20 protein-coding genes and 1 tRNA gene are annotated in these 26,498 nt (G+C 71.7%); 3 read left to right on the plus strand and 18 right to left on the minus strand.

Annotated features, from left to right (window positions below; genetic code table 11):
- Window positions 1-166: 166 nt before the first annotated feature.
- From EW117_RS15005 to EW117_RS15020, 4 genes are all read right to left on the minus strand, one after another.
- Complete coding sequence (locus tag EW117_RS15005) at window positions 167-1,933, minus strand: dipeptide ABC transporter ATP-binding protein (RefSeq protein ID WP_422890945.1); 1,767 nt, start codon at window positions 1,931-1,933, stop codon at window positions 167-169.
- On the minus strand, window positions 1,930-2,892 hold the full coding sequence (locus EW117_RS15010; protein ID WP_242504308.1) for an ABC transporter permease: 963 nt from the start codon (window positions 2,890-2,892) through the stop codon (window positions 1,930-1,932). Before EW117_RS15010 ends, EW117_RS15005 begins: the two co-directional genes overlap by 4 nt.
- A complete protein-coding gene (locus EW117_RS15015) occupies window positions 2,889-3,896 on the minus strand; it encodes an ABC transporter permease (RefSeq protein WP_129787532.1) in 1,008 nt (335 codons plus the stop codon). The genes EW117_RS15010 and EW117_RS15015 overlap by 4 nt, the downstream gene beginning before the upstream one ends.
- A 167-nt stretch (window positions 3,897-4,063) precedes the next feature.
- A complete protein-coding gene (locus EW117_RS15020) occupies window positions 4,064-5,719 on the minus strand; it encodes an ABC transporter substrate-binding protein (RefSeq protein ID WP_129787533.1) in 1,656 nt (551 codons plus the stop codon).
- Window positions 5,720-5,935: 216 nt separating this feature from the next.
- Between EW117_RS15020 and EW117_RS15025 the strand changes: the two genes are divergently transcribed.
- Window positions 5,936-6,766 (plus strand): class I SAM-dependent methyltransferase, encoded by an 831-nt coding sequence (locus EW117_RS15025; RefSeq protein ID WP_129787534.1) that lies wholly within the window; start codon window positions 5,936-5,938, stop codon window positions 6,764-6,766.
- Window positions 6,767-6,778: 12 nt separating this feature from the next.
- Here EW117_RS15025 and polA read toward each other — a convergent pair whose 3' ends face one another.
- Window positions 6,779-9,517: a DNA polymerase I gene (gene polA / locus EW117_RS15030; RefSeq protein ID WP_165362714.1), complete on the minus strand. Its 2,739-nt coding sequence runs from the start codon at window positions 9,515-9,517 to the stop codon at window positions 6,779-6,781.
- 91 nt (window positions 9,518-9,608) lie between these two features.
- Here polA and EW117_RS15035 point away from each other — a divergent pair, with 91 nt between their 5' ends.
- Window positions 9,609-9,992 carry a PaaI family thioesterase gene (locus EW117_RS15035; RefSeq protein ID WP_129787699.1) on the plus strand — a complete coding sequence of 128 codons (384 nt, stop codon included), beginning with the start codon at window positions 9,609-9,611 and terminating at the stop codon, window positions 9,990-9,992.
- A gap of 14 nt (window positions 9,993-10,006) precedes the next feature.
- On the opposite strand, the gene EW117_RS15040 is transcribed toward EW117_RS15035, so the two are convergent.
- Window positions 10,007-10,660 carry a GNAT family N-acetyltransferase gene (locus EW117_RS15040; RefSeq protein WP_165362704.1) on the minus strand — a complete coding sequence of 218 codons (654 nt, stop codon included), beginning with the start codon at window positions 10,658-10,660 and terminating at the stop codon, window positions 10,007-10,009.
- A 125-nt stretch (window positions 10,661-10,785) separates the two neighbouring features.
- Window positions 10,786-11,394 carry an ANTAR domain-containing response regulator gene (locus EW117_RS15045; protein ID WP_233257301.1) on the minus strand — a complete coding sequence of 203 codons (609 nt, stop codon included), beginning with the start codon at window positions 11,392-11,394 and terminating at the stop codon, window positions 10,786-10,788.
- A gap of 135 nt (window positions 11,395-11,529) precedes the next feature.
- Here EW117_RS15045 and EW117_RS15050 point away from each other — a divergent pair.
- Window positions 11,530-11,613, plus strand: a tRNA-Leu gene (locus tag EW117_RS15050).
- A 48-nt stretch (window positions 11,614-11,661) separates the two neighbouring features.
- On the opposite strand, the gene EW117_RS15055 is transcribed toward EW117_RS15050, so the two are convergent.
- The 11 genes from EW117_RS15055 to EW117_RS15105 form a co-directional block, all read right to left on the minus strand.
- Window positions 11,662-13,359, minus strand: coding sequence for a RyR domain-containing protein (locus EW117_RS15055; RefSeq protein ID WP_129787537.1), 1,698 nt, complete (start codon window positions 13,357-13,359; stop codon window positions 11,662-11,664).
- Between the two features lie 135 nt (window positions 13,360-13,494).
- Window positions 13,495-14,931 (minus strand): pyruvate kinase, encoded by a 1,437-nt coding sequence (pyk, locus tag EW117_RS15060; RefSeq protein ID WP_129787538.1) that lies wholly within the window; start codon window positions 14,929-14,931, stop codon window positions 13,495-13,497.
- Window positions 14,932-15,002: 71 nt separating this feature from the next.
- The gene (locus tag EW117_RS15065) at window positions 15,003-16,481 is read right to left on the minus strand and encodes a glutamate synthase subunit beta (RefSeq protein WP_129787539.1); all 1,479 of its coding nucleotides are present in this window, start codon (window positions 16,479-16,481) and stop codon (window positions 15,003-15,005) included.
- Window positions 16,474-21,045 (minus strand): glutamate synthase large subunit, encoded by a 4,572-nt coding sequence (gltB, locus tag EW117_RS15070; protein ID WP_129787540.1) that lies wholly within the window; start codon window positions 21,043-21,045, stop codon window positions 16,474-16,476. Before gltB ends, EW117_RS15065 begins: the two co-directional genes overlap by 8 nt.
- 115 nt (window positions 21,046-21,160) lie before the next feature.
- Window positions 21,161-22,237 (minus strand): prolipoprotein diacylglyceryl transferase, encoded by a 1,077-nt coding sequence (gene lgt / locus EW117_RS15075; RefSeq protein ID WP_129787541.1) that lies wholly within the window; start codon window positions 22,235-22,237, stop codon window positions 21,161-21,163.
- Window positions 22,234-23,142: a tryptophan synthase subunit alpha gene (trpA, locus tag EW117_RS15080; RefSeq protein WP_129787542.1), complete on the minus strand. Its 909-nt coding sequence runs from the start codon at window positions 23,140-23,142 to the stop codon at window positions 22,234-22,236. Before trpA ends, lgt begins: the two co-directional genes overlap by 4 nt.
- Window positions 23,139-24,422, minus strand: a complete 1,284-nt coding sequence (gene trpB / locus EW117_RS15085) for a tryptophan synthase subunit beta (RefSeq protein ID WP_129787543.1) — start codon at window positions 24,420-24,422, stop codon at window positions 23,139-23,141. The genes trpA and trpB overlap by 4 nt, the downstream gene beginning before the upstream one ends.
- 11 nt (window positions 24,423-24,433) lie before the next feature.
- Window positions 24,434-25,249 (minus strand): indole-3-glycerol phosphate synthase TrpC, encoded by an 816-nt coding sequence (gene trpC, locus EW117_RS15090; RefSeq protein WP_129787544.1) that lies wholly within the window; start codon window positions 25,247-25,249, stop codon window positions 24,434-24,436.
- Window positions 25,250-25,512: 263 nt separating this feature from the next.
- Window positions 25,513-25,947, minus strand: a complete 435-nt coding sequence (locus EW117_RS15095) for a DUF2752 domain-containing protein (RefSeq protein WP_129787545.1) — start codon at window positions 25,945-25,947, stop codon at window positions 25,513-25,515.
- Window positions 25,931-26,221: a DUF4190 domain-containing protein gene (locus EW117_RS15100; protein ID WP_129787546.1), complete on the minus strand. Its 291-nt coding sequence runs from the start codon at window positions 26,219-26,221 to the stop codon at window positions 25,931-25,933. The genes EW117_RS15095 and EW117_RS15100 overlap by 17 nt, the downstream gene beginning before the upstream one ends.
- A 7-nt stretch (window positions 26,222-26,228) precedes the next feature.
- On the minus strand, window positions 26,229-26,489 hold the full coding sequence (locus EW117_RS15105) for an HGxxPAAW family protein (protein WP_129787547.1): 261 nt from the start codon (window positions 26,487-26,489) through the stop codon (window positions 26,229-26,231).
- Between the last annotated feature and the right edge of the window lie 9 nt (window positions 26,490-26,498).

Here is a 26,498-nt window from a genome sequence, read left to right on the forward strand (position 1 = left end):
GCCGCTGACTGCCCAGAGGGCGCACGGCACCGCCAGCCATCCTAGTGGCGTCGCAGCGCCCGGGTCAACGCGAGCCGGGGTGGCGCAAGCCTCAGGAGGCTGGTCGGGAACGTGCCGCCGGACGACGCCCGGGCGGGTGCGAGGGTGGGTGGTCGGGCAGCGGAACTCAGAGCGCGAGCTCCAGATCCTTGCCCGGGATGGCGTCGAGCAGGGCCCGCGTGTAGTCGGTGCTCGGCGAGTCGAAGACCGCGTCGACGGTCCCCTCCTCGACCACCCGGCCCTCCTGCATCACCAGCACGCGGTCCGCGATCTGCCGCACGACGGCGAGGTCGTGCGTGATGAAGAGGTACGTGAGCCCCAGCTCCTCCTGCAGGCCGGCCAGCAGCTGCAGGATCTGCGCCTGCACGACGACGTCGAGCGCCGACACTGCCTCGTCGCACACCACGAGCTCGGGCGACAGCGCGAGGGCGCGGGCGATCGCCACCCGCTGGCGCTGACCGCCGGACAGCTCCGAGGGGAACCGCTGCAGCTGGCCCTTGCTGAGGGCCACCTGGTCGGCGAGCTCCTCCACGCGGGCCCGGCGGGCCGCGGGGTCACCGTAGGAGTGCGCGCGCAGCGGCTCCTCGATCGCGCGGTACACCGAGTAGAGCGGGTCGAGCGACGAGTACGGGTCCTGGAACACGGGCTGCACCCGGCGCCGGTACGCGATCTGCTCCCGGTGCCCGCCGGCGCCCACGAGGCCGCCGTCGAACGTGATCGTCCCCGTGGTGGGCTTCTCGATGTCGAGGATCATCCGGGCCAGGGTCGACTTGCCCGAGCCCGACTCCCCCACCACCGCCACGGTGGAGCCGCGCGGGATGTCCAGGCTCACGCCGTCCACGGCGGTGAAGTCCCTGCTGCGGGAGAACAGGCTGTTCCCACGGATGGAGAACACCTTGCTCACGTCCTTGACGGAAACCAGGACGTCCGACTCCGCCGCCGTCTCCTCGCCGGGAGCGAGCAGGGCGTCGTCCAGCACGTCCTCGAGGCCGCGCTCGCGCGCGATCTCGATCCGCCGCGAGGCGAGCGACGGCGCCGCCGCCATCAGCCGCTTGGTGTACTCGTGCTGCGGCGCGGTGAGCACCTGCCGGGCCGGGCCCTGCTCGACGATGTCACCGCGGTACATGACCACGACGACGTCGGCGCGCTCGGCCGCGAGGCCGAGGTCGTGCGTGATGAGCAGCACCGCCGTACCGAGGTCCTCGGTCAGGGCGGAGAGCTGGTCGAGGATGCCGCGCTGGACCGTCACGTCGAGGGCCGACGTCGGCTCGTCCGCCACCAGCAGCGCCGGGCGGCCCGAGAGGCCCATGGCGATGAGCGCGCGCTGGCGCATGCCGCCGGAGAACTCGTGCGGGTACTGGCCGGCGCGCGCCCGGGCGTCGGGCAGACCCACCTCGTCGAGCAGCTCGACCGTGCGGGCGCGCGCGTCCCGCCGGGTCCGCAGGCCGTTGTCGATCAGGCCCTCGTCGACCTGCCGGCCGATCTGCATGATCGGGTCGAGGTTGGTCATCGGGTCCTGGGGCACGAGGCCCAGCTCGGTGCCGCGCAGCTGGGCCATCCGCTGCGGGGAGACCTTGCCCAGGTCCTCGTCCTTGAACCAGATGTGACCGTCGGCCACCGAGCCGTTGCTCGCCAGCAGGCCCAGCACCGCCATGGCCAGGGTCGTCTTGCCGGAGCCGGACTCCCCCACGATCGCCACGGTCTGGCCGCGCCGGACGGTCAGGTTCGCGTTCGCGACGGCGCGCGCGGCGCCGCCCTCCGTGCGGAAGTCGACGGACATGTTCTCGACGCGCAGCACGACGTCCTCGGTCGGCGCGTCGGTGGGCGGCGACGCACTGGTGGCCGGCTCCGCCGGCGTCGGCACGGCCGTGTTCTTGTCAGCGATGTCGTTCATCGTCGGGTCCTGTTCCGGGGGTCGAGGGCCTCGCGCAGGCTCTCGCCCACGAGGGTGAAGCCGAGGGCCGTCACGGCGATGCAGATACCGGGCAGGATCGCCAGCCGCGGCGCCACGGCCAGCTCCTGCTGGGCGGCCGTCAGCATGCGGCCCCACTCGGCCGTGGACGGCTCGCCGCCACCCAGGCCCAGGAAGGACAGCGCCGCGGCCTCGATCACCGCGGTCGCCAGGCTCAGCGTGGCCTGCACGATGACCGGTCCCACGCTGTTGGGCAGCACGTGGCTCATGGTCACCGACCGGCGCGTCAGGCCCAGGGCCGACGCGGCGAGCACGTAGTCCTGGCCCTTCTGCGCCAGCATCGACCCGCGCAGCAGCCGGGCGAAGATCGGGACCTGCACCACACCGATGGCGACGATGACCGCCATCGAGGACTGGCCGGCGATCGCGGCGATCGACACGGCGAGCAGCAGCGACGGCACGGACAGCATGAGGTCCACCAGCCGCATGACGGCGAAGTCGACCGACTTGCCGAACCAGCCGGCCAGGAGGCCCAGGAGCAGGCCGCCCGTGAGGCCGAACAGCGTGGACAGGACGCCCACCAGCAGCGAGGCCTGGGCACCCCAGATCAGCTTGCTCAGCACGTCGCCGCCGTAGCGGTCCAGGCCGAGCGGGAACTCGGCCGACGGGCCGGGGATCATCGTGGGACGCACCTCGTCGCGGCCCGGCAGCTCGGTTCCCCCGTAGGGCGCCAGCACCGGGGCCAGCACGGCTACGAGCACGAAGACCGCGACGATCACGAAGCCGCTGATCGCGACCGGGTTCTTGCGCAGCGTGCGCCACGCGCGCGCCCAGACGCCCTCGCCGCCGTGGTCGGCACCGCCCGGCCCGTCGCCGTGGATGCTCGTGTGGAGCGGCGCGGCGGCCGCGCCGTCGGTCACGGGAAGCTCGTTGGCACTCATTGCTGCCTCCTCAGCCGCGGGTCGATCAGCCCGTACGACACGTCGACGATCAGGTTCACGAGGGCGTAGACCACGGCGATCATCAGGATGAAGCCCTGCATCACCGGGTAGTCGGCGTTGAACACCGAGTCAGCCAGGAAGCTGCCGATGCCGCTGAACGCGAAGACGGTCTCGGTGAGCACCGCGCCGCTGAGCAGCAGGCCGACCTGCAGGCCGATGGTGGTGACGACCGGCAGCATCGCGTTCTTCAGGATGTGGTCGCCGCGCAGCCGGGCCGGCTTGATGCCCTTGGCCCGTGCGGTGCGGACGTAGTCCGCGTTCTGCACCTCGGAGACGGCGGCGCGGGTCATGCGGGCCACGATCGCCAGCGGGATGGTGCCCAGCGCGATGCCGGGCAGGATCAGGTGCACCAGTGCGTCCCACGCCGCGTCCCACTCGGCGGTGAGCAGGCCGTCCAGGACGTAGAAGTTGGTCGGGTGGGTGGCGACCATCGTGGCGCTCTGCCGCCCCGTCGTCGGGAACCAGCCCAGCTCGACCGCGAACAGGTACTTGAGGATGAACGCCAGGAAGAACACCGGCACGGTGACGCCGATCAGCGAGACAACGACCGCCGAGTGGTCGACGACGGAGCCGGCCCGGCGGGCAGCGACGTAGCCGAGCGGGATGCCGATCCCGATGGCGAAGATCAGGGCGACCACGGTGAGCTCGATGGTCGCGGGGAACCGGGTGAGGAACTCGTCCAGCACCGGGCGGCCGCTCTGCAGCGAGGTACCGAAGTCGCCCTGCAGCAGCCGGAGCAGGTACTTGCCGTACTGGACGGGAAGCGGCTGGTCGAGTCCCAGCTGGGCCTCGATCTCCGCCGCGGCCTCGGGGGTGTACCGCTCACCGAGCATGGCCTGGACCGGCCCGCCCGGCAGGGCACGCACCCAGCCGAACAGCAAGATCGACAACCCCACCAGGAGGGGTATCAGGAGCAGCAGCCGCTGCACAATCAGTCTGAGCATCGTTCCTCGACAGACATGCGTTTTCATCGGTCGTCCCGGAGGCAGGCTCGTGGCCCGCCCGGCCGGGACGACTCCGGACAGCGGTCGGGGCGCGGCAGCCGCCGCGCCCCGACCTGAGGTATTTCACCCTAAGGCGTTGGGGACCCTAGGCAGTTCGGGAGGGAACCTTACTCGCCCTCGCCGAGAGTGATGACGTTGTACACCTCGTCCTGCACCGGGGAGATCGGGTAGCCCTCGACCCCGGGTGCGACGACGAGCGACGGCACGGGGCTGGCCAGCGGGACGCCCGGCAGGGCCTCCATGATCACCTCGTTGGCGTTCTTGTAGGCGTCCTCCTGCTCTTCGAGCGGAGCGTTGCGCGCGTCCTTGATCGCGCTGAACACCTCCGGGTCGTCGAAGCCCCACTCCAGCGACGGCGCACCGAAGAAGGTGCCGATGAAGTTGTAGGTGTCGTTGTAGTCACCCGTCCAGCCCAGCAGGTGCAGGCCGTGGTTCTCGCCACCCTGGATGGTGTCGATGTAGGTCGGGCTCCACGGCTCTGGGGTCGCCGTCGCGGTGATGCCCACCTCCTCGAGGTCGGCGGAGATGGCCTCGTAGATCGCGGCGGGGTCCGGCATGTACGGGCGCGAGACCTCGGTCGGGTAGTTGAACTCGATCTCGAGGTTCTCCTGTCCGGCCTCCGCCAGGAGGGACTTCGCCTTCTCGGGGTCGTACTCGTAGGTCTGCACGTCCTCGCTGTAGCCCGAGACGATCTCCGGCACGAACTGCGTCGCCGGCGTCGTGCCCTCCGGCAGCGCGGCCTGGACCAGGCCCTCCTTGTCGATCGCGTGCGCGATCGCCTGGCGGACCTTGATATCGTCCAGCGGCTTCTGCGCCTGGTTCATGCCGAGGTACAGGATGTTGAACGCGTCGCGGTCGAGGATCGTGTAGCCGGCCTCCTCGAGCGCGTCGACGTCGGCGGGCGCGACCAGGTCGTAGCCGTCGATGTCACCGGCCTCGAGCGCCTGGCGACGAGCGGTGCCGTCGGCGATCACCGTGAACACGATGGTCTTGACGTCGGCGATCTCGCCCCAGTAGTTCTCGTTCGCGGCCAGCGTGACGCTCTCACCGCTCGCCCACTCCTGGAACGTGTACGGGCCGGTGCCGACGGGGTGCTCCCGGCCGTACTCGGTCAGCTTGGGAGCGTCCGCGGTGCCCTCCACCTCGTCCGCCCCGAACTCCTCCAGCGCCGTGGGCGACTGCATGGAGAACGACGGCAGCGAGAGCGCCGGGACCAGCTCGGGGATCGGCTCCTTCAGCGTGACGACGGCGGTCGCGTCGTCGGACGCCTCGCAGGAGTCGTACAGGCTGTCGTCGCCGGTGCCGCCGAAGACCGCCTTGTAGTAGTACGAGAGGTTCTCGTGCGCGGCGAGGCCGGTCCAGTTGTGCCAGCGGTCGAAGTTGAAGCACACAGCCTCGGCGTTGAAGTCCGTGTCGTCGTGGAACGTCACGCCCTCCTTGAGGTGGAACGTGTACTGCAGACCGTCCTCGCTGATGTCCCAGCTCTCGGCGAGCAGCGGGGCGGGGTCCGCGGTGCCCGGCTCGACGCCGACCAGACCCTCGAAGATCTGACGGGCGACCCGGAACGTCTCGCCGTCGCTGGCGAACGCGGGGTCGAGCGAGCTCGGCTCGGCGGATCCGGCGAACACGAAGGTGCCGTCGCCGCCGCCCCCGCCCTCACCGCCCTCGGGGTCCCGCTCGCTCGCGACACAGCCGCTCAGAGCCACTGCGAGCGCAGTCACCAGGGTGACGCCGCCCGCAAGGCGCGTAGCGCGTCGACGCATGGCACTCTCCTTCCTCGAGCGCACCGGCGGGCCCGGGTTCGGGCACGACGACACGCAGACCGTTTGCGCCTGACCTTAGGAGCCCTTTCGTTGCTTCCGTATTTCTCCCAGCACTCGCAATCCAATCGTGACCCTTTTGTTACCGCTGTGTATGTGGCAGTTGTCCGGCGGTTCACACCGGCGTGCTGGCGGGCGTGAGGCGGGGATGATGGCACCGTGAGCAATGACGAGCCCGTGTCCTTCGGCTACCGCGACGTGCGGGACGACGGCCGCGCCGCCAGGACCTGGTGGGACGCCAACGCCGGCGAGTATCTCGACGAGCACCGCGACTTCCTCGGCGACGCCGGGTTCCGCTGGGGACCCGAGGGCCTGACCGAGGCGGAGGCCGGCCTGCTGGGCGACGTCGCCGGGCGGGACGTGCTGGAGGTCGGCGCCGGCGCCGCGCACTGCTCCCGCTGGCTCGCGTCCCGCGGGGCGCGCGCGGTCGCCACCGACTACTCGGCGGGCATGCTGGCGGGTGCCGAGCGGCTCGATGCCGCGACCGGCGTCGTCGTGCCGCGGATCCAGGCGGACGCGCGGGCGCTGCCGTTCGCCGATGGCGCGTTCGACGTCGTCTTCACGTCGTTCGGCGCGCTCCCCTTCGTGCCCGACGCCGGCACCGTGCACCGCGAGGCCGCCCGGGTGCTGCGCCCGGGCGGACGCTGGGTGTTCTCCGTGACCCATCCCCTGCGCTGGGCGTTCCCGGACGACCCGTCCCGGCGCGGCCTGACGGCGACCCGCTCGTACTTCGACCGTCGCCCCTACGTGGAGACCGCGGACGACGGCCGCGTCCTGTACGCGGAGTACCACCGCACGATCGGCGACCACGTGCGCGACGTCGCCGGGGCCGGGCTGCGCCTGGTCGACCTGGTCGAGCCGGAATGGCCGGAGTGGAACGACCAGGTCTGGGGCGGTTGGGGTCCGGAACGTGGCCGCTACCTCCCGGGCACGGCGGTGTTCGTCACCGTCAAGGACCTGTCGGACGCTCAGGTCACCCGGGTGACCTGAGCGTCCGACACGTCAGTGGCCGGCCTCGTGCCAGGTGGCGCCCGTGCCTACCGAGACGTCGAGCGGGACGTCGAGCGTGAACGCCGACCCCATCTCGGTGCGCAGGACCTCCTCGGCGGCGGCACGCTCCCCCGGCGCCACCTCGAGCACGAGCTCGTCGTGCACCTGCAGCAGCAGGCGCGAGCTGAGCCCGCGGGCGTCGAGCGCGTGCTGCACCTTGAGCATGGCGAGCTTGATGATGTCGGCGGCGCTGCCCTGGATGGGCGCGTTGAGCGCCATGCGCTCGGCCATCTGGCGGCGCTGCCGGTTGTCGCTCGTGAGGTCGGGCAGGTAGCGGCGCCGGCCGAGGATCGTGGCGGTGTACCCCGTGGCGCGCGCCTCCTCGACCACGCCGGAGAGGTAGTCGCGCACGCCGCCGAACCGCTCGAAGTAGTCGTCCATCAGGGTCTGCGCCTCGCCCGTGGCGATGTTGAGCTGCTGCGACAGGCCGAACGCGCTCAGGCCGTAGGCCAGGCCGTACGACATCGCCTTGATCTTCGACCGCATCTCCGCGGTCACGCCGGCGGGCTCCACCTCGAACACGCGCGAGCCCACGTACCGGTGCAGGTCCTCCCCCGAGTTGAACGCCTCGATCAGGCCCTCGTCGCCCGACAGGTGCGCCATGATCCGCATCTCGATCTGGCTGTAGTCCGCGGTCAGCAGCGACTCGTAGCCCGCGCCGACCTGGAATGCCCGCCGGATCTGCCGGCCCGCCTCCGTGCGGATCGGGATGTTCTGCAGGTTCGGGTCGGTCGAGCTCAGGCGGCCCGTCGCCGCGATGGTCTGCTGGAACGTCGTGTGGATGCGCCCGTCGGGAGCGACCGACTTGAGCAGGCCTTCGACCGTGACCCGCAGGCGGGACACGTCGCGGTGCGCCAGCAGGTGCGCGAGGAACGGGTGCTCCGTCTTGACGAACAGGTCCTGCAGGCTCGCCGCGTCGGTGGTGTACCCGGTCTTGATCTTCTTGGTCTTGGGCATGCCGAGCTGGTCGAACAGGACCTCCTGCAGCTGCTTGGGGCTGCCGAGGTTCACCTCGCGGTCGATCACGGCGTACGCGTCCGCGGCGGCGTCGGCGACACCCTGCGCGAACTGCTTCTCCAGGCCCGTCAGGTACTCGGTGTCGGCGGCGATACCGATGCGCTCCATCCGTGCCAGGACGCCGGACAGCGGCAGCTCGACGTCGTCCAGCAGGTGGGTGGCGTCGCGGTCCTTGAGCTCGCCCACCAGGGCGGTCGCCAGCTCGGCCACGCCATGGGCGCGCACGGCTTCCGCCTGTCCCTCGGTCTCGCCCTCGAGCGAGAGGTCCAGGGCGCCCTGGGCGCCGTCGGGCTCCGCGACCTTGAGCTCGCGGCCGATGTGCCGCACCGCGAGGTCGCCCAGGTCGTAGCCGCGCTGGTCCGGGTAGCACAGGTACGCCGCGAGCTCGGTGTCGAACGTGACGCCCTCGAGGTCCATGCCGCGGGCGGCGAGCATGTGGGCGGCGGCCTTCGCGCCGTGCAGCGTCTTGGCCGCGCCCGGGTCGGCGAGCCAGGCCGCGAGCGCCTTCTCGTCGTCGGGGCCGAGTTGCGTCAGGTCGAGGTAGGCGGCCTCGCCGCCGGGTTCCGCCACGGCCACGGCCCAGGCGTCCCCTGCGCCGGGGACTGCCTTGCCCGCCACCTCCACGCCCACGTGCGCCGTGCGGGCGGCCAGCCAGGCCCCGAGGCCGCCGGGGGCGATGATGGCCAGGTCGAGCTCGATGTCGGTCCCCGCCGGGGTCTCCTCGTCCGCCGCGCCGGCCGGGTCCACGGCGAGCAGGCGGTCACGCAGCTGGCCGAACTGCAGGGTGTCCGACACGAGGTGCACGGCCTCGCGGTCGAAGCCCTCCAGTGCGAGGTCGGCCACGCCGAGCGGCAGCTCGACGTCGGTCAGGAGGGCGTTGAGCTCGCGGTTGATCCGCACCTGCTCCAGGTGGGTGCGCAGGCTCTCGCCGGCCTTGCCCTTGATCTCGTCGGCGGCGTCCAGCAGGGCGGCGAGGCCGCCGTGCGCAGTGATCCACTTGGCGGCGGTCTTGGGCCCCACGCCGGGGACGCCCGGCAGGTTGTCGCTGGTCTCGCCGACGAGCGCCGCGAGGTCCGGGTAGCGCTCCGGCGGCACGCCGTACTTCTCCTCGACGGCCGACGGGTCCATGCGGGCGAGCTCGGACACGCCCTTCTTCGGGTACAGGACGGTCACGTCGCCGTTCACGAGCTGAAGCGTGTCGCGGTCGCCCGAGCAGACCAGCACCTCCATGCCCGCGGCCTTGGCCTGCAGAGCCAGGGTCGCGAGGATGTCGTCGGCCTCGATGCCGGCGAGCTCGATCGAGGAGATGTGCAGGGCGTCGAGCACCTCCTTGATGAGCGGGACCTGCCCCTTGAAGGCGTCCGGCGTGGCGAGCCGCGTGCCCTTGTACTCCGGGAACCGCTCGGTGCGGAAGGTGACACGGCCGGCGTCGAACGCCACGGCCAGGTGCGTGGGCTGCTCGTCGCGCAGCAGGTTCGTCAGCATGGACGTGAAGCCGTAGACGGCGTTGGTGATCTGGCCTGAACTGGTCGCGAGGGTGTCGGGCAGCGCGTAGAACGCCCGATAGGCCATGGAATGGCCATCGATCAGCAGGAGACGGGGGCGGCCTGACGAGGGCTTGCCCGGAGTACGACTTGGCGCGGTGGAGGTCACGCCTGACAACATAGCCCGCATGACTGACACGAGCGCTTCCGCGACGCCTTCCGAGGCCGGCACCGGGGCAGAGATCGGGGCCGGTATCTCGCCCGGCATCGACTGGCGGGCCATGTACGGCGATGCCGACACCACGGGAACCCTCTTCGAGCGCATGGAGATGGAGCTGCTGGAGGTCGCCCCGGACCGCGCCGTCGGGCGTATGCCGGTGAAGGGCAACACCCAGCCCACCGGGCTGCTGCACGGCGGCGCCTCGGTCGTGCTGGCCGAGACGCTCGGCTCGCTCGCCGCGCAGGCGCACGCCGGGCCCGACAAGAAGACCGTCGGTATCGAGGTCAGCGCCACGCACCACCGCGCCGCGCGCGAGGGCTACGTGACGGGCACGGCGACGGCGATCCACCTGGGCCGCTCGACGGCGTCCTACGAGATCGTGATCACCGACGACGCGGGCAAGCGGGTGTGCACGGCACGGCTGACCTGCATGATTCTCGGCTAGGGCCGGTCTGAGAGTCAGCCGGCCTTCGCAGCGCGGCGGCGCGACGGCGCGCCGCCGCCCACGGGGCGCATGTCGATGGGGCCGGACTCCATGACGGACCGGGCGCGCCGGCGTCGGGCGATGAGGTCCTCGATGCCGCCGCGGCCGAACCTGCGGTGGTGCGGGTGCGCGCTGTCACGCACGGTGGCATCGGTCGTGAGGCGGCGCTGCAGCGCCGCGACGGACGCCACGCGGTGCCCCGCGGCCGGGGCGAACCCGAGCCGGGCGAGGAAGCGCTGCACCCCGCGGTTGCCGGGCACCGGCGCGGAGTAGATGTCGTCGCACTCGTGCTCGGCCGCGAGGTCGGTCGCCGCGCGGAGCAGCGCGTGCCCGACGCCGTGGCGGCGTGCCCGCGGGGCCACGAACACCATGTCGAGGTACAGGCTCGCGCGGCGCGCGAAGAGGTAGGCGGCCACGACCCGCCCGAGCACGACGCCGACGACCCGCCCGTTCTGCTCCGCGACCAGCACGTGGCCGCCCGCCGCGAGCAGGACGCTGAGGTGCTCCAGCAGGCGGTCGGTGTCCTGGGCTCCGAGCTGGGCCCCGGTGGGTGAGTCGTCGCGGGCCTCGTCGGCCAGCGCGGCGACGGCGGGCAGGTCGTCCTCGCGCGCGGGGCGTATCTCGAGCACGCTCATCTCCTCCCGGGTATCTGGGGTCCGGGTCTCAGGGCCGGCTGAACGCAGACACTAGTCCCGGCCCGGCCGGTAGAAAAATATACAACCCGGATTTCACCCGCTCTAGGGCACCGCGTGGGTCAGGCGCCGACCTGCTCGATGACGGCGTCGGCGACCTCGCGCATGGTGAGGCGGCGGTCCATCGACGTCTTCTGGATCCAGCGGAACGACTCGGGCTCCGACAGGCCCATCTTGGTCATCAGGAGGCCCTTGGCGCGGTCGACGCGCTTGCGGGTCTCGAAGCGTTCGGTGAGGTCAGCGACCTCGGCCTCCAGCGCGCCGATCTGCGAGTAGCGCGAGATCGCGATCTCCACGGCGGGCAGCAGGTCGGCCGGGGTGAAGGGCTTGACCACGTACGCCATGGCACCCGCGTCGCGGGCGCGCTCCACGAGCTCCGTCTGGGAGAACGCCGTGAGCAACACCACAGGAGCGGCGTGGGCCTTGCCGATGCGCTCGGCGGCCGAGATGCCGTCCAGCTCGGGCATCTTGACGTCCATCACCACGACGTCGGGCTTCAGCTCGATGGCCAGGTTGACGGCGGTCTCGCCGTCGCCGGCCTCACCCACCACGTCGAACCCGGCCTCACGCAGGGTCTCCACCACATCCATGCGGATGAGGGCCTCGTCCTCGGCCACGACGGCGCGGCGCGAGGGGTTGGCGGGAGCGGCCTCCGGCTCGGCATCGATCATCGGGGGCAGATCCAGGGAAAGCTTCTCGGTGTTCTCGTCGGTCACGGGGTACATCCTACGTCCCGCATACTCGGGCTTGGGGCCTGGACCAGCGGTGTGGTTCGATGTCTGCTGCACGACGCCGCGATGCGGCGAGCCGGGTTGGCGGAACAGGCAGACGCGGCGCTCTCAAAAAGCGCTGTCCGAAAGGACATGTGGGTTCGAGTCCCACACCCGGCACACGAGACGTCCGAGCTCCGCAGTACGCGGACGGCGAACACGCGGCACCTACGTCGCGGCGCCGCTGTGCTCGGCCAGCCCGTTCGTGCTCCCCGCCCGGCTCTCGTCGTAGCGCACGACCTCCAGCCCGAACTCTGCGAGGATCTCGGGCAGCAGGCGCACCACGTCGCGGTCCTTCTCCCGGTTCGCCTCGGGCAGCCGCGACCACGGCACGCCGATCATCGGGTGCACCTTGGCGTCGTCGTCCCGCACGGGCCCGCTGCGCCAGCCCTGCGCCACCCGTACGGACTCCCACAGCTCGTGCTCCGCCTCGGCGAGCTCGTCCAGCTCGGCGCCCTCGAACACGACCTCGGGGGCGCCGTCGCGCGGCGCGATCGTCGCGCCCATCCGCGCCAGGCGCTCCGGCAGCCCGACGACCCAGCCCCGGTTGGAGGCCCGCAGGTCGTCGGAGAGGTCCTCCCAGCGCACCATCGCGGGGACCTCGCCCCAGCCGACGCCGCGCTCCCGCTGGTTGCGCAGGTAGACGTGATGGACGGCGCGCGCGATCCGCTCGTACATGTCGGCGTGGGCGCGGGCCTCCGCTCGCTCGACGTCGGCGAGCAGGTCGCGCATGGTCACGGTCCGCAGGCGGCCGTCCAGGTTGTCGAGCACACGCGAGGCCTCCGTGCCGAAGGCGCCCGTCAGGCCCGCCAGGCCGTCGAGCAGGAGCACCAGCGAACCCGGGCCGCCGTGCCACAGCTTCGTGGCCGTGAGGGCCACCCGCAGGGACGTTCCCTCGTCCGCGTGGCAGACGTAGACGACGTCGGGCGCGCCGAGGCTGCCCGTGCCGAGCGACGGGGCCGCCCGCAGCTCGATCTTCTCGGCGACGGGCGACCACCGGGACCGCAGCGCCTCCACGACCGGCACGGCGTCGTCGGCCATGAGGTCGACCGCCAGCCGCACGCCGTCGCCGGCGAGCTCCCACTCGCGGGCCAGGCCCACCACGAGCGCCTTGGCGAACTCTCCGGACCCGACCACCGCCACCCGGGTCAGCGGGGCGGGCCCGCCCGGAGCGTCCACGATGCGCCGCACCTCGCGCACCGCGAGCGCCTGCGCGGCGATCACGTCGAGCGTGAAGAAGTCGACGCCGGGTTCGGCGCAGCTCAGGTGCCGCGCCTGGAGTGCTACGCCGAGGTCGGGGTCGCTGACGTGGGCGTACAGGCGCTCGGGCCCCTGACCGGCATGGCGGACGGCGTTCTCCGCCTCGGCCACGGTGAGTACGTTGGCCGTGGCGTCGGTGCTGTCGTCGCCGCACGCGTACAGGACCGTCGCGCCGGTGAGGCCGACGTCGTGCAGGCCGGACGCGTCGGCGGTGCGCAGGACCCGGTGGCCCGCAGCCTCGAGCGCGGCCGCGACCGTGTCGGCGGCGTCCGTCTGCCCGACGACTATCGCGTGCCCCTGCGCGCGCCGGTCCCTGAACCGGTGGATCTCCCCGGTGAACAGCACTCGGGCCGCCTCGAACAGCGCGTAGACGGCGGTGCCGGGCGCGAGGAACCGGGCCACCTGGAGCTGCCAGGAGAGCTCACCGCCTCCGCTGGCCGGGTCGGCGCCCATCACGAAGAGCTGGAGGTCGTGGTAGACGACGTCGTACCAGGTACGGCCGGGGACGTGCGTGGTGTCGAGCGCGAGCCCCCACCAGCCGAGTCCGAGCGAGACGGCGACGAGGACGGCGAAGCCGAGGCGGGTCCATGGGAAGGAGCGGGTCACGCCCGGAACAATAGCGACATCTCGCCCCGGCAATCGCCGAGGTGGAAGTGTGGCGAGGTAGGACCGGGGCCGGAGTGCTGATCAGCACTCCGGCCCGGTCCTACCTCGCCACAGTTCTACCTCGGCGCCAGAGGGTCAGAAGCCGCTGCGGCCGTCGACGTGCGAGCCGATGCGGTGCACCAGGATCGAGTTCGTCGTGCCGGGCACGCCGACCGGCGCACCCGAGACCACCACGACCAGATCGCCCTTCTCGGCGAGGCCCTGGTCCTGCAGGGTCAGGTCCACCTGGTCGACCATCGCGTCGACGTTCTCGACCTTCGGCACCAGGTACTCGGAGGTGCCCCAGGTCAGGGCGAGCGTGTTGGCGACGTGCTGCTCCGGGGTGAAGGCCAGCAGCGGGATCGACGAGCGCAGGCGCGACATCCGTCGCGCGGAGTCACCGGACTGCGTGAACGTCACGAGGTACTTGACCCCGAGAGTCTCGCCGATCTCGGCGGCGGCCCGCGTGATGGCGCCACCACGGGTGTGCGGCGTGGAGCCGAGCGGCGCGATGCGCTCCCGGCCCGCCTCTTCAGTGGCCTCGATGATCCGGGCCATGGTCTCGACCGTGACGATCGGGTAGTCGCCCACGGAGGTCTCACCGGAGAGCATCACGGCGTCGGCGCCGTCGAGCACGGCGTTGGCGCAGTCGGACGCCTCGGCACGGGTCGGCGTCGGCGACGTCGTCATCGACTCGAGCACCTGCGTGGCGACGATGACCGGCTTGGCGTTGCGCCGCGCCATCTCGACGATGCGCTTCTGCACGAGCGGCACCTGCTCCAGCGGCATCTCGACCGCGAGGTCGCCGCGCGCCACCATGACGCCGTCGAACGCCGCGATGACCTCGCTGAGGTTCTCCACGGCCTGCGGCTTCTCGATCTTGGCGATGACGGGGACCGTGCGGCCCTCCTCCTCCATCACCCGCCGGACGTCCTCGTAGTCCTTGGCGGACCGCACGAACGACAGCGCGATGAAGTCGGCGCCGAGCTGGAGCGCCCAGCGCAGGTCCGCCTCGTCCTTGTCGGACAGGGCCGGCACAGACACGGCGACGCCGGGCAGGTTGATGCCCTTGTTGTTCGAGACCGGACCGGGGACCTCGACCTCGGTGACGACACGCGGCCCCTCGACGGCGGTGACGCGCACACGCACCTTGCCGTCGTCGATCAGCAGCGGGTCGCCGACCTGGGCGTCCTGGTTCAGGCCCTTGTGGGTGGTGGACACGATCTCCCGCGAACCGAGGATGTCCTCGGTCGTGATGGTGAACGTGTCGCCCTTGTTCAAGAAATGCTTTTCGTCTCCCGCGAACCGGCCGAGCCGGATCTTCGGGCCCTGCAGGTCGACCAGTACGGCGACCGACTTCCCGGCCGCCTTGGCGGCCTCTCGCACGTTGCGGTAGACCGCCGCATGCGCCTCCTGCTCGCCGTGGCTGCGGTTGATCCGCGCCACGTTCATGCCGGCGTCTACGAGCTCCCGAAGCTTTTCGGGACTCTCTGTGGCGGGTCCGATGGTGCACACGATCTTGGCTCTGCGCATGTCTCCAGCCTAGGCATGGTGGGCGCCGCGGCGCCCTGTGGGGGTGTACAACTCCCGGACGGGTTCTCCGGTCACGACCGCAGAGCGAGCGTGCGCGGACGCACCGGGGCGGGCAGCTCGGTGCTGCCCTGCAGGTAGGTGTCGGCCGCGGCGGCCGCGGCGCGGCCTTCCGCGATGGCCCACACGATGAGGGACTGACCGCGGCCGGCGTCGCCGGCGACGAAGACGCCCGGCAGGCTCGCAGCATAGTCGTCGCCGCGGGAAACCAGGCCCCGCTCGGTGACCTCGATGCCGGTCTGCTCCTCCAGCACCGCGGTCTCCGGGCCGGTGAAGCCCATGGCAACGAGCACGAGGTCGGCGGGGATCTCGCGCTCCGTGCCCGGCGTCGGCGCGCGGCGGCCGTCCGGCAGGTAGACCGTCTCGGCGACCTTCAGCGCGCGGACGTTGCCGTCGGCGTCGGGCAGGAACTCGACCGTGGAGGCCAGGTAGGCGCGCTCGCCGCCCTCCTCGTGCGAGGTCGAGACCTCGAACAGGATCGGGTCGGTCGGCCAGGGCTGGTTCGCCGGGCGCTCGACCGGCGGCTTCTTGCCGATCGCGAGCGTCGTGACGCTCGCGGCGCCCTGGCGCAGCGCGGTGCCGAGGCAGTCCGATCCCGTGTCGCCGCCGCCGATGATGATCACGTGCTTGCCGGCCGCCGTCGGCGCACCCTCGGGGAGGATGTCCGGCGTACCGGTGCCGACCGCCTTGTTGGCGGGGGTCAGGTAGTCCATGGCGAAGTGGATGCCGGCCAGGTCCCGCCCCGGGAGGGGCAGGTCGCGCGGTACCGTCGCGCCCGTGGCGACCACGACGGCGTCGAACCGGCGGCGCAGGGCGTCCCAGCTGATGTCCTCGCCGATGGTGACGCCCGGGCGGAACCGCGTGCCCTCGGCCTCCATCTGCGCCAGACGGCGATCGATGTGCAGCTTCTCGAGCTTGAAGTCGGGGATGCCGTAGCGCAGGAGGCCGCCGATGGCGTCGTCCCGCTCGTAGACGACGACGGTGTGCCCGGCGCGCGTCAGCTGCTGCGCGGCGGCCAGACCGGCGGGACCCGAGCCGACGACGGCGACCGTGGAACCCGTGAGCCGCTCCGGCACGTGCGGGGTGACCAGGCCGCGGGCGAACGCCTCGTCGATGATCGAGACCTCGACGTTCTTGATCGTCACCGAGGGCTGGTTGATGCTCAGCACGCAGGACGACTCGCACGGCGCCGGGCACACGCGCCCCGTGAACTCCGGGAAGTTGTTCGTGGCGTGCAGGCGGTCGATCGCGTCGGCCCACTGGCCGCGCCACACCAGGTCGTTCCAGTCCGGGATCAGGTTGCCCAGCGGGCAGCCCTGGTGGCAGAACGGCACGCCGCAGTCCATGCAGCGCCCGGCCTGCTCCTTGAGGAACGGCTGGCCCTCTGCGCGGTGCGCGTGGGTGTCCTTCCAGTCGCGCAGCCGGACCTCGACGGGCCGGTTCGGGGGGAGCTCCCGCTCCCGGACCTTGAGGAATCCTCGGGGGTCAGCCACGTGCCACCTCCATGATCTGGTCCCAGACGGACGGGTCCCACTGGGTCTTGCCCGAGACGTCGGCGCCTGCGGCCTCCGCCTCGCTGAGCGCCAGGCGCACGCGCGCCCAGCCGGGAGGCAGCAGGCGGCTGAACCGGCCGCGCGCCGCCTCGGGGTCGGCGAGCAGCTCGGCCGCCACGGCCGAGCCCGTCTCGGCCCGGTGCCGCTCCAGCAGCGCGTGCACGTTCTCCCAGTCGGCGTCGTCCAGCACGCCGATCGCGAGCTCTCCCGACTCCAGCGCCGCCTGGTTGACCCGCGAGACCCGCAGGTCCAGGAAGTACGCGGTGCCGCCGGACATGCCCGCGCCGACGTTGCGGCCCGTGGGGCCGAGCACCAGCACCGTGCCGCCGGTCATGTACTCGCAGGCGTGGTCGCCCACGCCCTCCGCGACGAGCGTGGCGCCGGAGTTGCGCACGCCGAACCGCTCGCCCACGCGGCCGCGCAGGTAGACCTCGCCCGACGTGGCGCCGTAGCCGATGACGTTGCCCGCGATGACGTTGGCGCCGTCGAGCACCGCCGACTTGTCCGGTCGGACGGCGATGCGGCCGCCCGACAGGCCCTTGCCGACGTAGTCGTTGGCGTCGCCGAACAGGCGCAGCGTGATGCCGCGGGGCAGGAACGCGCCGAGCGACTGGCCGGCCGACCCGGTCAGCGTCACGTCGATGGTGTCGTCGGGCAGACCGGCACCGCGGTACCGCTTGGTCACCTCGTGGCCGAGCATCGTGCCGACTGTACGGTTCACGTTCCGCACGGGCAGCTCGATCCGGACGGGCTCGCCGCGGTCGAGCGCCGGCGCGGCCGCCGCGATGAGCTGGTTGTCCAGCGCCCTGGCCAGGCCGTGGTCCTGCTTCGTGGTGTGCCGCAGCGAGGAGCCGTCCTTGAGCTGCGGCTGGGCCAGCACCGGGGTCAGGTCGAGCCCCTGCGCCTTCCAGTGGTCGACGGCCTTGCGCGTGTCGAGCACCTGCACCTGGCCCACGGCCTCCTCGAGGCTCCGGAAGCCCAGCGCAGCGAGGTGCTCGCGCACCTCTTGCGCGATGAACTCGAAGAAGTTCACGACGAACTCCGGCTTGCCGGTGAACCGGCTGCGCAGCTCCGGGTTCTGCGTGGCGACGCCGACCGGGCACGTGTCCAGGTGACAGACGCGCATCATGACGCAGCCGGAGACCACCATCGGCGCCGTTGCGAAGCCGAACTCCTCGGCCCCGAGCAGCGCCGCGACGATCACGTCGCGGCCGGTCTTCATCTGGCCGTCCACCTGCACGACGATGCGGTCGCGCAGGTCGTTGAGCACCAGCGTCTGCTGGGTCTCGGCCAGGCCGATCTCCCAGGGCGTTCCGGCGTGCTTGAGCGACGTGAGCGGCGAGGCGCCCGTACCGCCGTCGTGCCCGGAGATCAGGACGACGTCCGCGTGCGCCTTGGACACACCCGTCGCCACCGTGCCGACGCCGAACTCGCTGACCAGCTTCACGTGCACGCGCGCCTCGGGGTTGGCGTTCTTCGCGTCGTGGATGAGCTGGGCCAGGTCCTCGATCGAGTAGATGTCGTGGTGCGGCGGCGGCGAGATGAGCCCGACGCCCGGCGTCGAGTGCCGCGTCCGCGCCACCCACGGGTAGACCTTCGGCCCGGGCAGCTGGCCACCCTCGCCGGGCTTGGCGCCCTGCGCGAGCTTGATCTGGATGTCCGTGGCGTGCGTCAGGTACTCCGACGTCACGCCGAACCGGCCCGACGCGATCTGCTTGACGCGCGAGCGGCGCTCGTCGTCGTACAGGCGCTCAGGGTCCTCGCCGCCCTCTCCGGTGTTGGACCGGCCGCCGAGGCGGTTCATCGCGATGGCGAGCGTCTCGTGCGCCTCGGCCGAGATCGAGCCGTAGGACATGGCGCCCGTGTTGAACAGCTTGACGATCTCGCTGACCGGCTGGACCTCGTCGATCGGCACCGGCTCGCGGTCGGGGCTGAACCGCAGCAGGCCGCGCAGCGTCATGAGCCGGTTCGACTGCTCGTCCACGCGCCGCGTGTACTGCCGGAAGATGTCCATCCGGCCGGACCGGGTCGCGTGCTGCAGGCGGAACACCGTCTCGGGGTCGAACAGGTGGTCCTCGCCGTCGCGACGCCACTGATACTCGCCGCCCGTGGTGAGGCGCTCGCCCGGCTTCTTGTTGCCCGACGGCGGGTACGCCTCCGCGTGCCGCGCCGCGACCTCGGCCGCGATGACGTCCAGCCCGATGCCGCCGAGCCGCGACGTCGTGCCGGTGAAGTAGTCCTCGACCAGGTCGTGGGACAGCCCGATGGCCTCGAAGATCTGCGCACCCCGGTAGGACATGATCGTGGAGATGCCCATCTTGGACATCACCTTGAGCACGCCCTTGCCGAGCCCCTTGATGAGGTTGGCGACCGCCTGCTCCGGCGTGACGTCCAGGTACCCGCGGCGGGCGAGGTCCTCGACGGTCTCCATCGCGAGGTACGGGTTGATGGCGGCCGCGCCGTAGCCGATCAGCAGCGCGACGTGGTGCACCTCGCGCACGTCGCCCGCCTCGACCACCAGCGACACCCGGTTGCGGGTGTGGTTGCGCACCAGGTGGTGGTGCACCGCGCTGGTCAGCAGCAGCGACGGGATCGGCGCCAGCTCGGAGTTGGCGTCGCGGTCCGAGAGCACGAGGAAGCTCGCGCCCTCCTCCACGTACCGGTCGACGTCGGCGAAGATCTCCTCGAGCCGGGACAGCAGCGCGGCGCCGCCGCCGGACACGTCGTAGAGGCCCTGGACCGTCTCGGCGTGGAACAGTCCCTCGAGCTCGCGGTCCCGCTCGACGTGGACGACCTTGGCGAGCTGGTCGTTGTCCAGCACCGGGAAGCCGAGCACGAGCTTGCGCGCGTGCTCCGGCAGGTCGGCGAGCAGGTTGGGCTCGGGCCCGATGGCGCTGCCGATCGCCGTGACGAGCTCCTCGCGGATGGCGTCCAGCGGCGGGTTGGTGACCTGCGCGAACATCTGCGTGAAGTAGTCGAACAGCAGCCGGGGGCGCTGCGAGAGCACCGCGACGGGCGTGTCGGAGCCCATGGCGCCCAGGGGCTCGCCGCCCGTGGTCGCCATCGGCGACAGGATGATCTTGAGCTCTTCCTCGGTGTACCCGAAGGCGCGCTGACGGCGGCGCACCGACGCCGGGCTGTGCGCAACGTGCTCGCGGTCCGGGAGATCCTCCAGGCGCACCGAGTGCTCGCGGATCCAGTCGCCGTACGGGTGCATCGACGCGAGGCCGGACTTGACCTCCTCGTCCTCGATGATCCGGCCGGAGCCGGTGTCGACCAGGAACATCTTGCCGGGCTCCAGGCGGCCCTTGCGGACCACCGTGGCGGGGTCGAGGTCGAGCACGCCGGCCTCGGAGGCCAGCACGACCAGGCCGTCCTCGGTGACCCACCAGCGCCCGGGGCGCAGGCCGTTGCGGTCCAGCACGGCGCCGATCAGGGTGCCGTCGGTGAACGTGAGCGACGCCGGGCCGTCCCACGGCTCGATGAGGTTCGCGTTGAACTCGTAGAACGCGCGCAGTGCGGGGTCCATGCCGGGGTTGTTCTCCCAGGCCTCCGGAACCATCATCAGCACCGAGTGCGGCAGGGACCGGCCACTGAGGTGCAGAAGCTCCAGCACCTCGTCGAAGCTCGCCGAGTCGCTCGCGCCGGGCGAACAGACCGGCTGCAGCGCCTTCAGGTCGCCGAGCAGCTCGGACTCCATGGTGCCCTCGCGCGCCGCGACCCAGTTGCGGTTGCCGCGCACGGTGTTGATCTCGCCGTTGTGGGCCAGCAGGCGGAACGGCTGGGCCAGCGGCCACGACGGGAACGTGTTCGTGGAGAACCGCGAGTGGACCAGCGCCAGCTCCGTGGCGTACCGCGGGTCGGACAGGTCCGGGAAGAACGGCTCCAGCTGCGCGGTGGTCAGCATGCCCTTGTACGTCAGGGTGCGGGCGCTGAGCGAGGCGAAGTACAGGCCCACCTCGTTCTCCGCGCGCTTGCGCAGGCGGTAGCAGCGGCGGTCCAGGTCGATCCCCGACAGGCCCCGCGAGGGGTCGGCCACGACGATCTGCCGGAACACCGGCATGGACGCGCGGGCCGTCGGGCCCACGATCCCGGCGTCCACCGGGACGTCGCGCCACGCCAGCACGTCGAGCTTCTCCTCGGCGGCCAGCGTCTCCACGCGGCGCACGACGGCGTCCCGCTCGGCGTCGTCGGTGGGCAGGAACGCCGTACCGATGGCGTACATCCCGGCGGGCGGCAGGTCCACGCCCACCACGTCGCGGATGAACGCGTCGGGGATCTGGGTCAGGATCCCGGCACCGTCGCCGCTGTCCTCCTCCGCCCCCACCGCTCCGCGGTGGTCGAGGTTCAGCAGGGCGGTCAGTCCGGCATCGACGATGTCACGCCCGGGCGTGCCGCGGAGCGTCGCCACGAAGGCGACGCCACATGCGTCGTGCTCGGCCGCCGGGTCGTACAGGCCCTGTGCGGGCATCCCCACCTGTTGTGTCGGCAACGGCTTGGTCATGGGTCCTCACAGGCACCCGGCCGTAGCCGGGCGCAGTTCCTTGCGGTGGTCCGGGACGACGGCGGCCCGGTCGGTCAGGGGGCTCGTCGTCCGGTGGTCCCGGCGGCCGTGCCCCTCAGGTGCGCGCGGAGGTGTCCGCGTCGGACTCCTCCACTGCTGCTGTCTTCTTCTCCTCGGGCTCGGCGGCTGCCGTGCCCGTCTCTTCACTTGCTGGGTCAGGCTCTGGGTCGGGCTCTGGCTCGGCCTCGGGTCCGGCCGACGGATCGTCGTCCCGTGGCCGCAGCAGTACCGACTCTTCCCTGGTGGGGAACTTGCGAGCCAGCACTATCGAGACCACCAGGGCCGCGAGGCCCAGGAGGATCGAGGTCCAGACGTTGAGGCGGAGCCCCAGCACCAGCTCCGCATCGTCGATGCGGAGCATCTCGATCCAGACCCGTCCGAGAGTGTAGAGCAGGACGTACGCCCAGAATACCCGCGCATGACCCAACTTGAACCGACGGTCGAGAAACAGCAGAACTCCGGCCATCGCGAGATTCCACAGGAGCTCGTACAGGAACGTCGGGTGGAACAGCGTGCCTTCCGGGTACGCCACGCCGGTCGCCGGGTTGGACACCAGGTACTCGGCGTCGATGTGCAGGCCCCAGGGCAGCTCGGTGGGCCGCCCGTACAGCTCCTGGTTGAACCAGTTGCCGAGCCGGCCCACGGCTTGCGCCACGAGCAGGCCGGGCGCCACGGCGTCGGCGAAGGACGACAGCCGGACGCCCAGGCGGCGGCAGCCGATCCAGGCCCCGACGGCGCCGAGCGCCACCGCGCCCCAGATGCCGAGGCCGCCCTCCCAGACGTAGAACGCCTTGACGGGGTCGCCCCCGCCGGAGAAGTCCTCGCCGAAGTACCTGTCCGGCGACGAGAGCACGTGATAGATCCGGCCGCCGACGATGCCGAACGGCACCGCCCAGAACGCGATCTCCAGGACGTCCTCGGGGTTGCCCCCGCGCGCCTTCCACCGCCTCGCGGTCATCCAGACGGCGATCACGATGCCGGCGAGGATCGCCAGCGCGTAGGCGCGCAGCGGGAAGATCCCGAGGTACCAGGTGTGCTCGGCGGGGCTGGGTATCTCGGTCGTCACAGCGGCCGGCAGCACCGCAGACAGCTCAAGTGGCAGAGCGGTCGGCAGTGCGGTCAGCAGCGTCACGGTGCCTCTCCGGAAGCGGTGGTCGCGCCGGTGGGTGCATCGGCGGGCGCGGTAGCGCGCGCCGACCGTACCCCGGCTGCCAGGTCCTCCGTCACCCGGGCGAGATTCGTGAGACGGACCGCCCACTCGTCGTCGGCCAGCGGGCCGTCCGACAGCAGCGGATGCACGAGCGCGGAGCCGACGATGACGCCGTCGGCGAAGCGGCCCACCTCGGTGGCCTGCGCGCCGGTGGAGACGCCAAGGCCCACGCAGACGTTGGTCGCGCCGGCGGCGCGCGTGTCGGCCACCAGCTGCTCGGCGCGCGAGCCCACCTGGCTCCGCTCCCCCGTCACGCCCATGAGCGAGGTCGCATAGACGAACCCGCGGGACGCGTCCACGGTGAGCCGCAGCCGCTCGACCGACGAGCTCGGGGCCACCAGGAACACCCGGTCCATCCCGTGCGCCTCGCTGGCGGCAAGCCAGTCGGCACCCTCGTCCGGGATCAGGTCCGGCGTGATGAGCCCGGCGCCGCCCGCGGCGGCCAGGTCGTGCGCGAACGCGTCCGGCCCGTACTTGAGCACCGGGTTCCAGTAGGTCATGACGAGCACGGGGACGTGCGGCGCGTACTCGGTCAGCTCCCGCACCACGCGGAACACGTCCCGTACGCGGGCGCCGGCGTCGAGCGCGCCCTGCGCGGCCGCCTGGATCACCGGGCCGTCCAGCACGGGATCGGTGTACGGGATGCCGAGCTCGATGATGTCGACGCCGTGGTCGACGAGCGTCTTCAACGCCTCGATCGACCGGTCCACCGTCGGGTAGCCGACGGGCAGGTAGCCCACGAGGGCAGGCCGGTTCTCCTCCTCGCGCAGGCGGGCGATCAGGTCGCCGGTGCCGGAGCCGGTGGCTCGCTCTGTCACGGTGCTCATCCCCGGCCCTCCTGCCGCTCGAGCTCCTCCGCGGCGACGCCGTTGTCGGCGCCGTCCAGCAGCCCGAACCAGCGAGCCGCCGTCGCCACGTCCTTGTCGCCGCGACCGGAGAGGTTCACGAGGATCAGGAGCGGCTCGCCGTCCGGCCCCGTGCGGCCCTCGGCCGCCGCGCCCTTGCCGACGCGCATGGCGCCCGCGAGGGCGTGCGCCGACTCGATGGCCGGGATGATCCCCTCGGTACGGCACAGGAGGCGGAACGCCTCCATGGCCTCGTCGTCGGTCACCGGCTCGTAGGTGGCGCGGCCCAGGTCGTGCAGCCAGGCGTGCGCCGGCCCGACGCTCGGGTAGTCCAGGCCCGCGGACACGGAGTGGCTGGGCAGCGTCTGGCCGTCGTCGTCCTGCAGCAGGTACGAGCGGGCGCCGTGCAGCACGCCCAGCGCGCCGCCGCTGAACCGGGCCGCGTGGCGGCCCGACTCGATACCCTCGCCGCCGGCCTCGAAGCCGCGCAGCTCGACGTCCTTGTCGTCGAGGAACGCGTTGAAGATGCCGAGCGCGTTGGACCCGCCGCCCACGCACGCCGCGACGACGTCGGGCAGCCGGCCGGCGCGCTCCAGGATCTGCTCGCGCGCCTCCTCGCCGATGATGCGGTGGAACTGGCGCACCATCTCGGGGAACGGGTGCGGCCCGGTGACGGTGCCGAGCAGGTAGTGGGTCGTCTCGACGTTGGCCACCCAGTCGCGCAGGGCCTCGTTGATGGCGTCCTTGAGGGTGCGCGAGCCGATCTTCACCGGCACGACCTCGGCACCGAGCAGGCGCATCCGCGCCACGTTCAGCGCCTGCCGCCGGGTGTCCTCCTCGCCCATGTAGACCACGCACTCGAGGTCCATCAGGGCGGCCGCGGTAGCGGTGGCGACGCCGTGCTGGCCCGCCCCCGTCTCCGCGATGAGGCGCTTCTTGCCCATGCGCTTGACCAGCAGGGCCTGCCCGAGCACGTTGTTGATCTTGTGCGAGCCCGTGTGGTTGAGGTCCTCGCGCTTGAGGAACACCCGCGCGCCGCCTGCGTGCGCCGCGAACCGCGGCACCTCGGTCAGCGGGCTCGGCCGGCCCGTGTACTCCCGGTGCAGGCGCTGCAGCTCGGCCGCAAACTCGGGGTCGTCGGCCGCCTTGCGGAACTCGGTGTCGAGCTCGTCGAGCGCGGTGATGAGCGCCTCGGGCACGAACCGCCCGCCGTACTGGCCGAAGTACGGGCCGGAGACGTCGGACAGCTTCACGTTGATCACGTCGGATCCCTTCAAGCTGGACGGACGGACCGCAGCGACGGGTGCGAGCCCGCTGCGACGAGGTCGGCCACCGAAGCACGCGGGGCACGGTCGGTCACGAGAGCCTCGCCCACCAGTACGCCGTCGGCACCGGCGCGGGCCATCTCCATCACGTCGTGCGGGCCCCGGATGCCGGACTCCGCGATCTTGATCACGTCGTCCGGGATGTACTCGGCGAGGCTGCGGAACAGGCCGCGGTCGAGCTCGAGGGTCTTCAGGTTGCGGGCGTTGACGCCCACGACCCGCGCCCCGGCGTCCACGGCGCGGCGGACCTCTTCGAGGTTGTGGGCCTCCACGAGCGCGGTCATCCCGAGCGAGTGCACGCGCTCGACGAGCGACTCGAGCACCGTCTGCTCCAGGGCGGCCACGATGACCAGGACCAGGTCGGCCCCGTGCGCGCGGGCCTCCCACACCTGGTACGGCGTCACGATGAAGTCCTTGCGCAGCACGGGGACGTCGACCCGGCCGCGCACCGCGTCCAGGTCGGCCAGCGAGCCGTTGAACCGGCGCTGCTCGGTGAGCACCGAGATCGCGGACGCGCCGCCGGTCTCGTACTCGACGGCGAGCGCCGCCGGGTCGTCGATCTGCGCGAGCGAGCCCTTGCTCGGGCTCGAGCGCTTGACCTCGGCGATCACCGATACGGCGTCCGCCTGCTTCAGGCGGCCGAGGCACTCGAGGGCCCCGGGCACCGCGGTGGCGCGCTCCTTGAGCGCGTCGAGAGGCACACGTGCCTCACGCTCCGCGAGGTCCTCACGAACCCCCGCGACGATGTCCTCCAGGACCGACATGTAATGAGCCTCCCCGTGCCCTTGCTCTGCCCTCGTCTACGACCTCATGCGATGGACTGCCTCATACGCTTGTCGGGACGTTCGCCCCCATGGCCATCGTAGGCGGATCGACGGTGTGGTCCTGACCACTCCCGGACCGTGAGACGACGTACCGTCAGATCCCGGGCCGGGAGCCGGCCGAGAACTGGCTGGGGATCACCTGGCCAGGTCAGGGATCGTCGCGGGGGCCGGTGCCGGCATCCGAACCAGGGTCCGCACCAGGGTCAGAGCCACGGCGTCAGATAGGGCTGCAGACCGGGGAGGTTGCGGGCTACGAAGAACGCCAGAGCGACGCCGAGCGTGACCCAGCCCGCGGTGCCGGACAAGCCCTTGACGGGCCGGTCGCGGGCGGCGGCCACGAGCCAGGTCAGCCACAGGACCACCACCACGGGGGCGCTCACGGTCCACAGCGCGTTCGCCGACCAGGCGCCCGCGAGGTCGAGGTGCGCCAGGTCGTGCGTGGCACGCAGGCCGCCGCACAGCGGGCAGGCCAGGCCGGTCAGCTCCAGCAGCGGGCAGAACCCGTAGGAGCCGCGTGCGTGCGGGTCACGGACGGCGACCAGCAGCGTGGCCGCGCCGACCGCCGCTCCGGCCAGCAGCGGCGCCCGGAGCGCCCGCCTCGCGGTGGTCCGGGCGGCTGCTTCAGGAATCGGGCCCACCCACCACGAAGCGCACGATCACGAGCACGATCACCGCGGCCAGGATCGCCAGCGAGATCCAGCCCAGCACGACGCCGGTCAGCGCCATGCCCTCGTTGTCGGCCTCGCCGGCGCGGACGGCTCGGCGGCCCTGGTTGCCGATGATGATGGCGGGGATGCCGGTGATGGCTCCCAGCGCCAGTACCACCGAGGCGATGCCCAGCACGAGCGACCAGGCCCCCAGGCTGTTCCGGGGGTACGGGGCGGGCCGTGCGGCCATCGCGAGCTCGGTCATCGTGGACCTACCGCTGGACCTTCTTCTGGCCCTTGCCCAGGTTGCGCAGAACCAGGCCGACGAGCAGCGAGGCGGCGACCACGACCATGCCGACCACGAACATGACCAGCCCCGACGGCGACGACGCGGCCAGTACGAGGCCGAACGCGGAGATCAGCGCCCCGAGCGTGATGCCTGCCATCGTGACCCACGCGGCGACCGTGTGGCCGTGGTTGGTCGGAGGGACGCCCGGCGGCAGGTAGGCGATCTCGGGCTTGTTGTCGGTCATTGCAGGTGG

The sequence above is a fragment of the Promicromonospora panici genome, assembly GCF_900608595.1.
Classification (GTDB): Bacteria; Actinomycetota; Actinomycetes; order Actinomycetales; family Cellulomonadaceae; genus Promicromonospora; species Promicromonospora panici.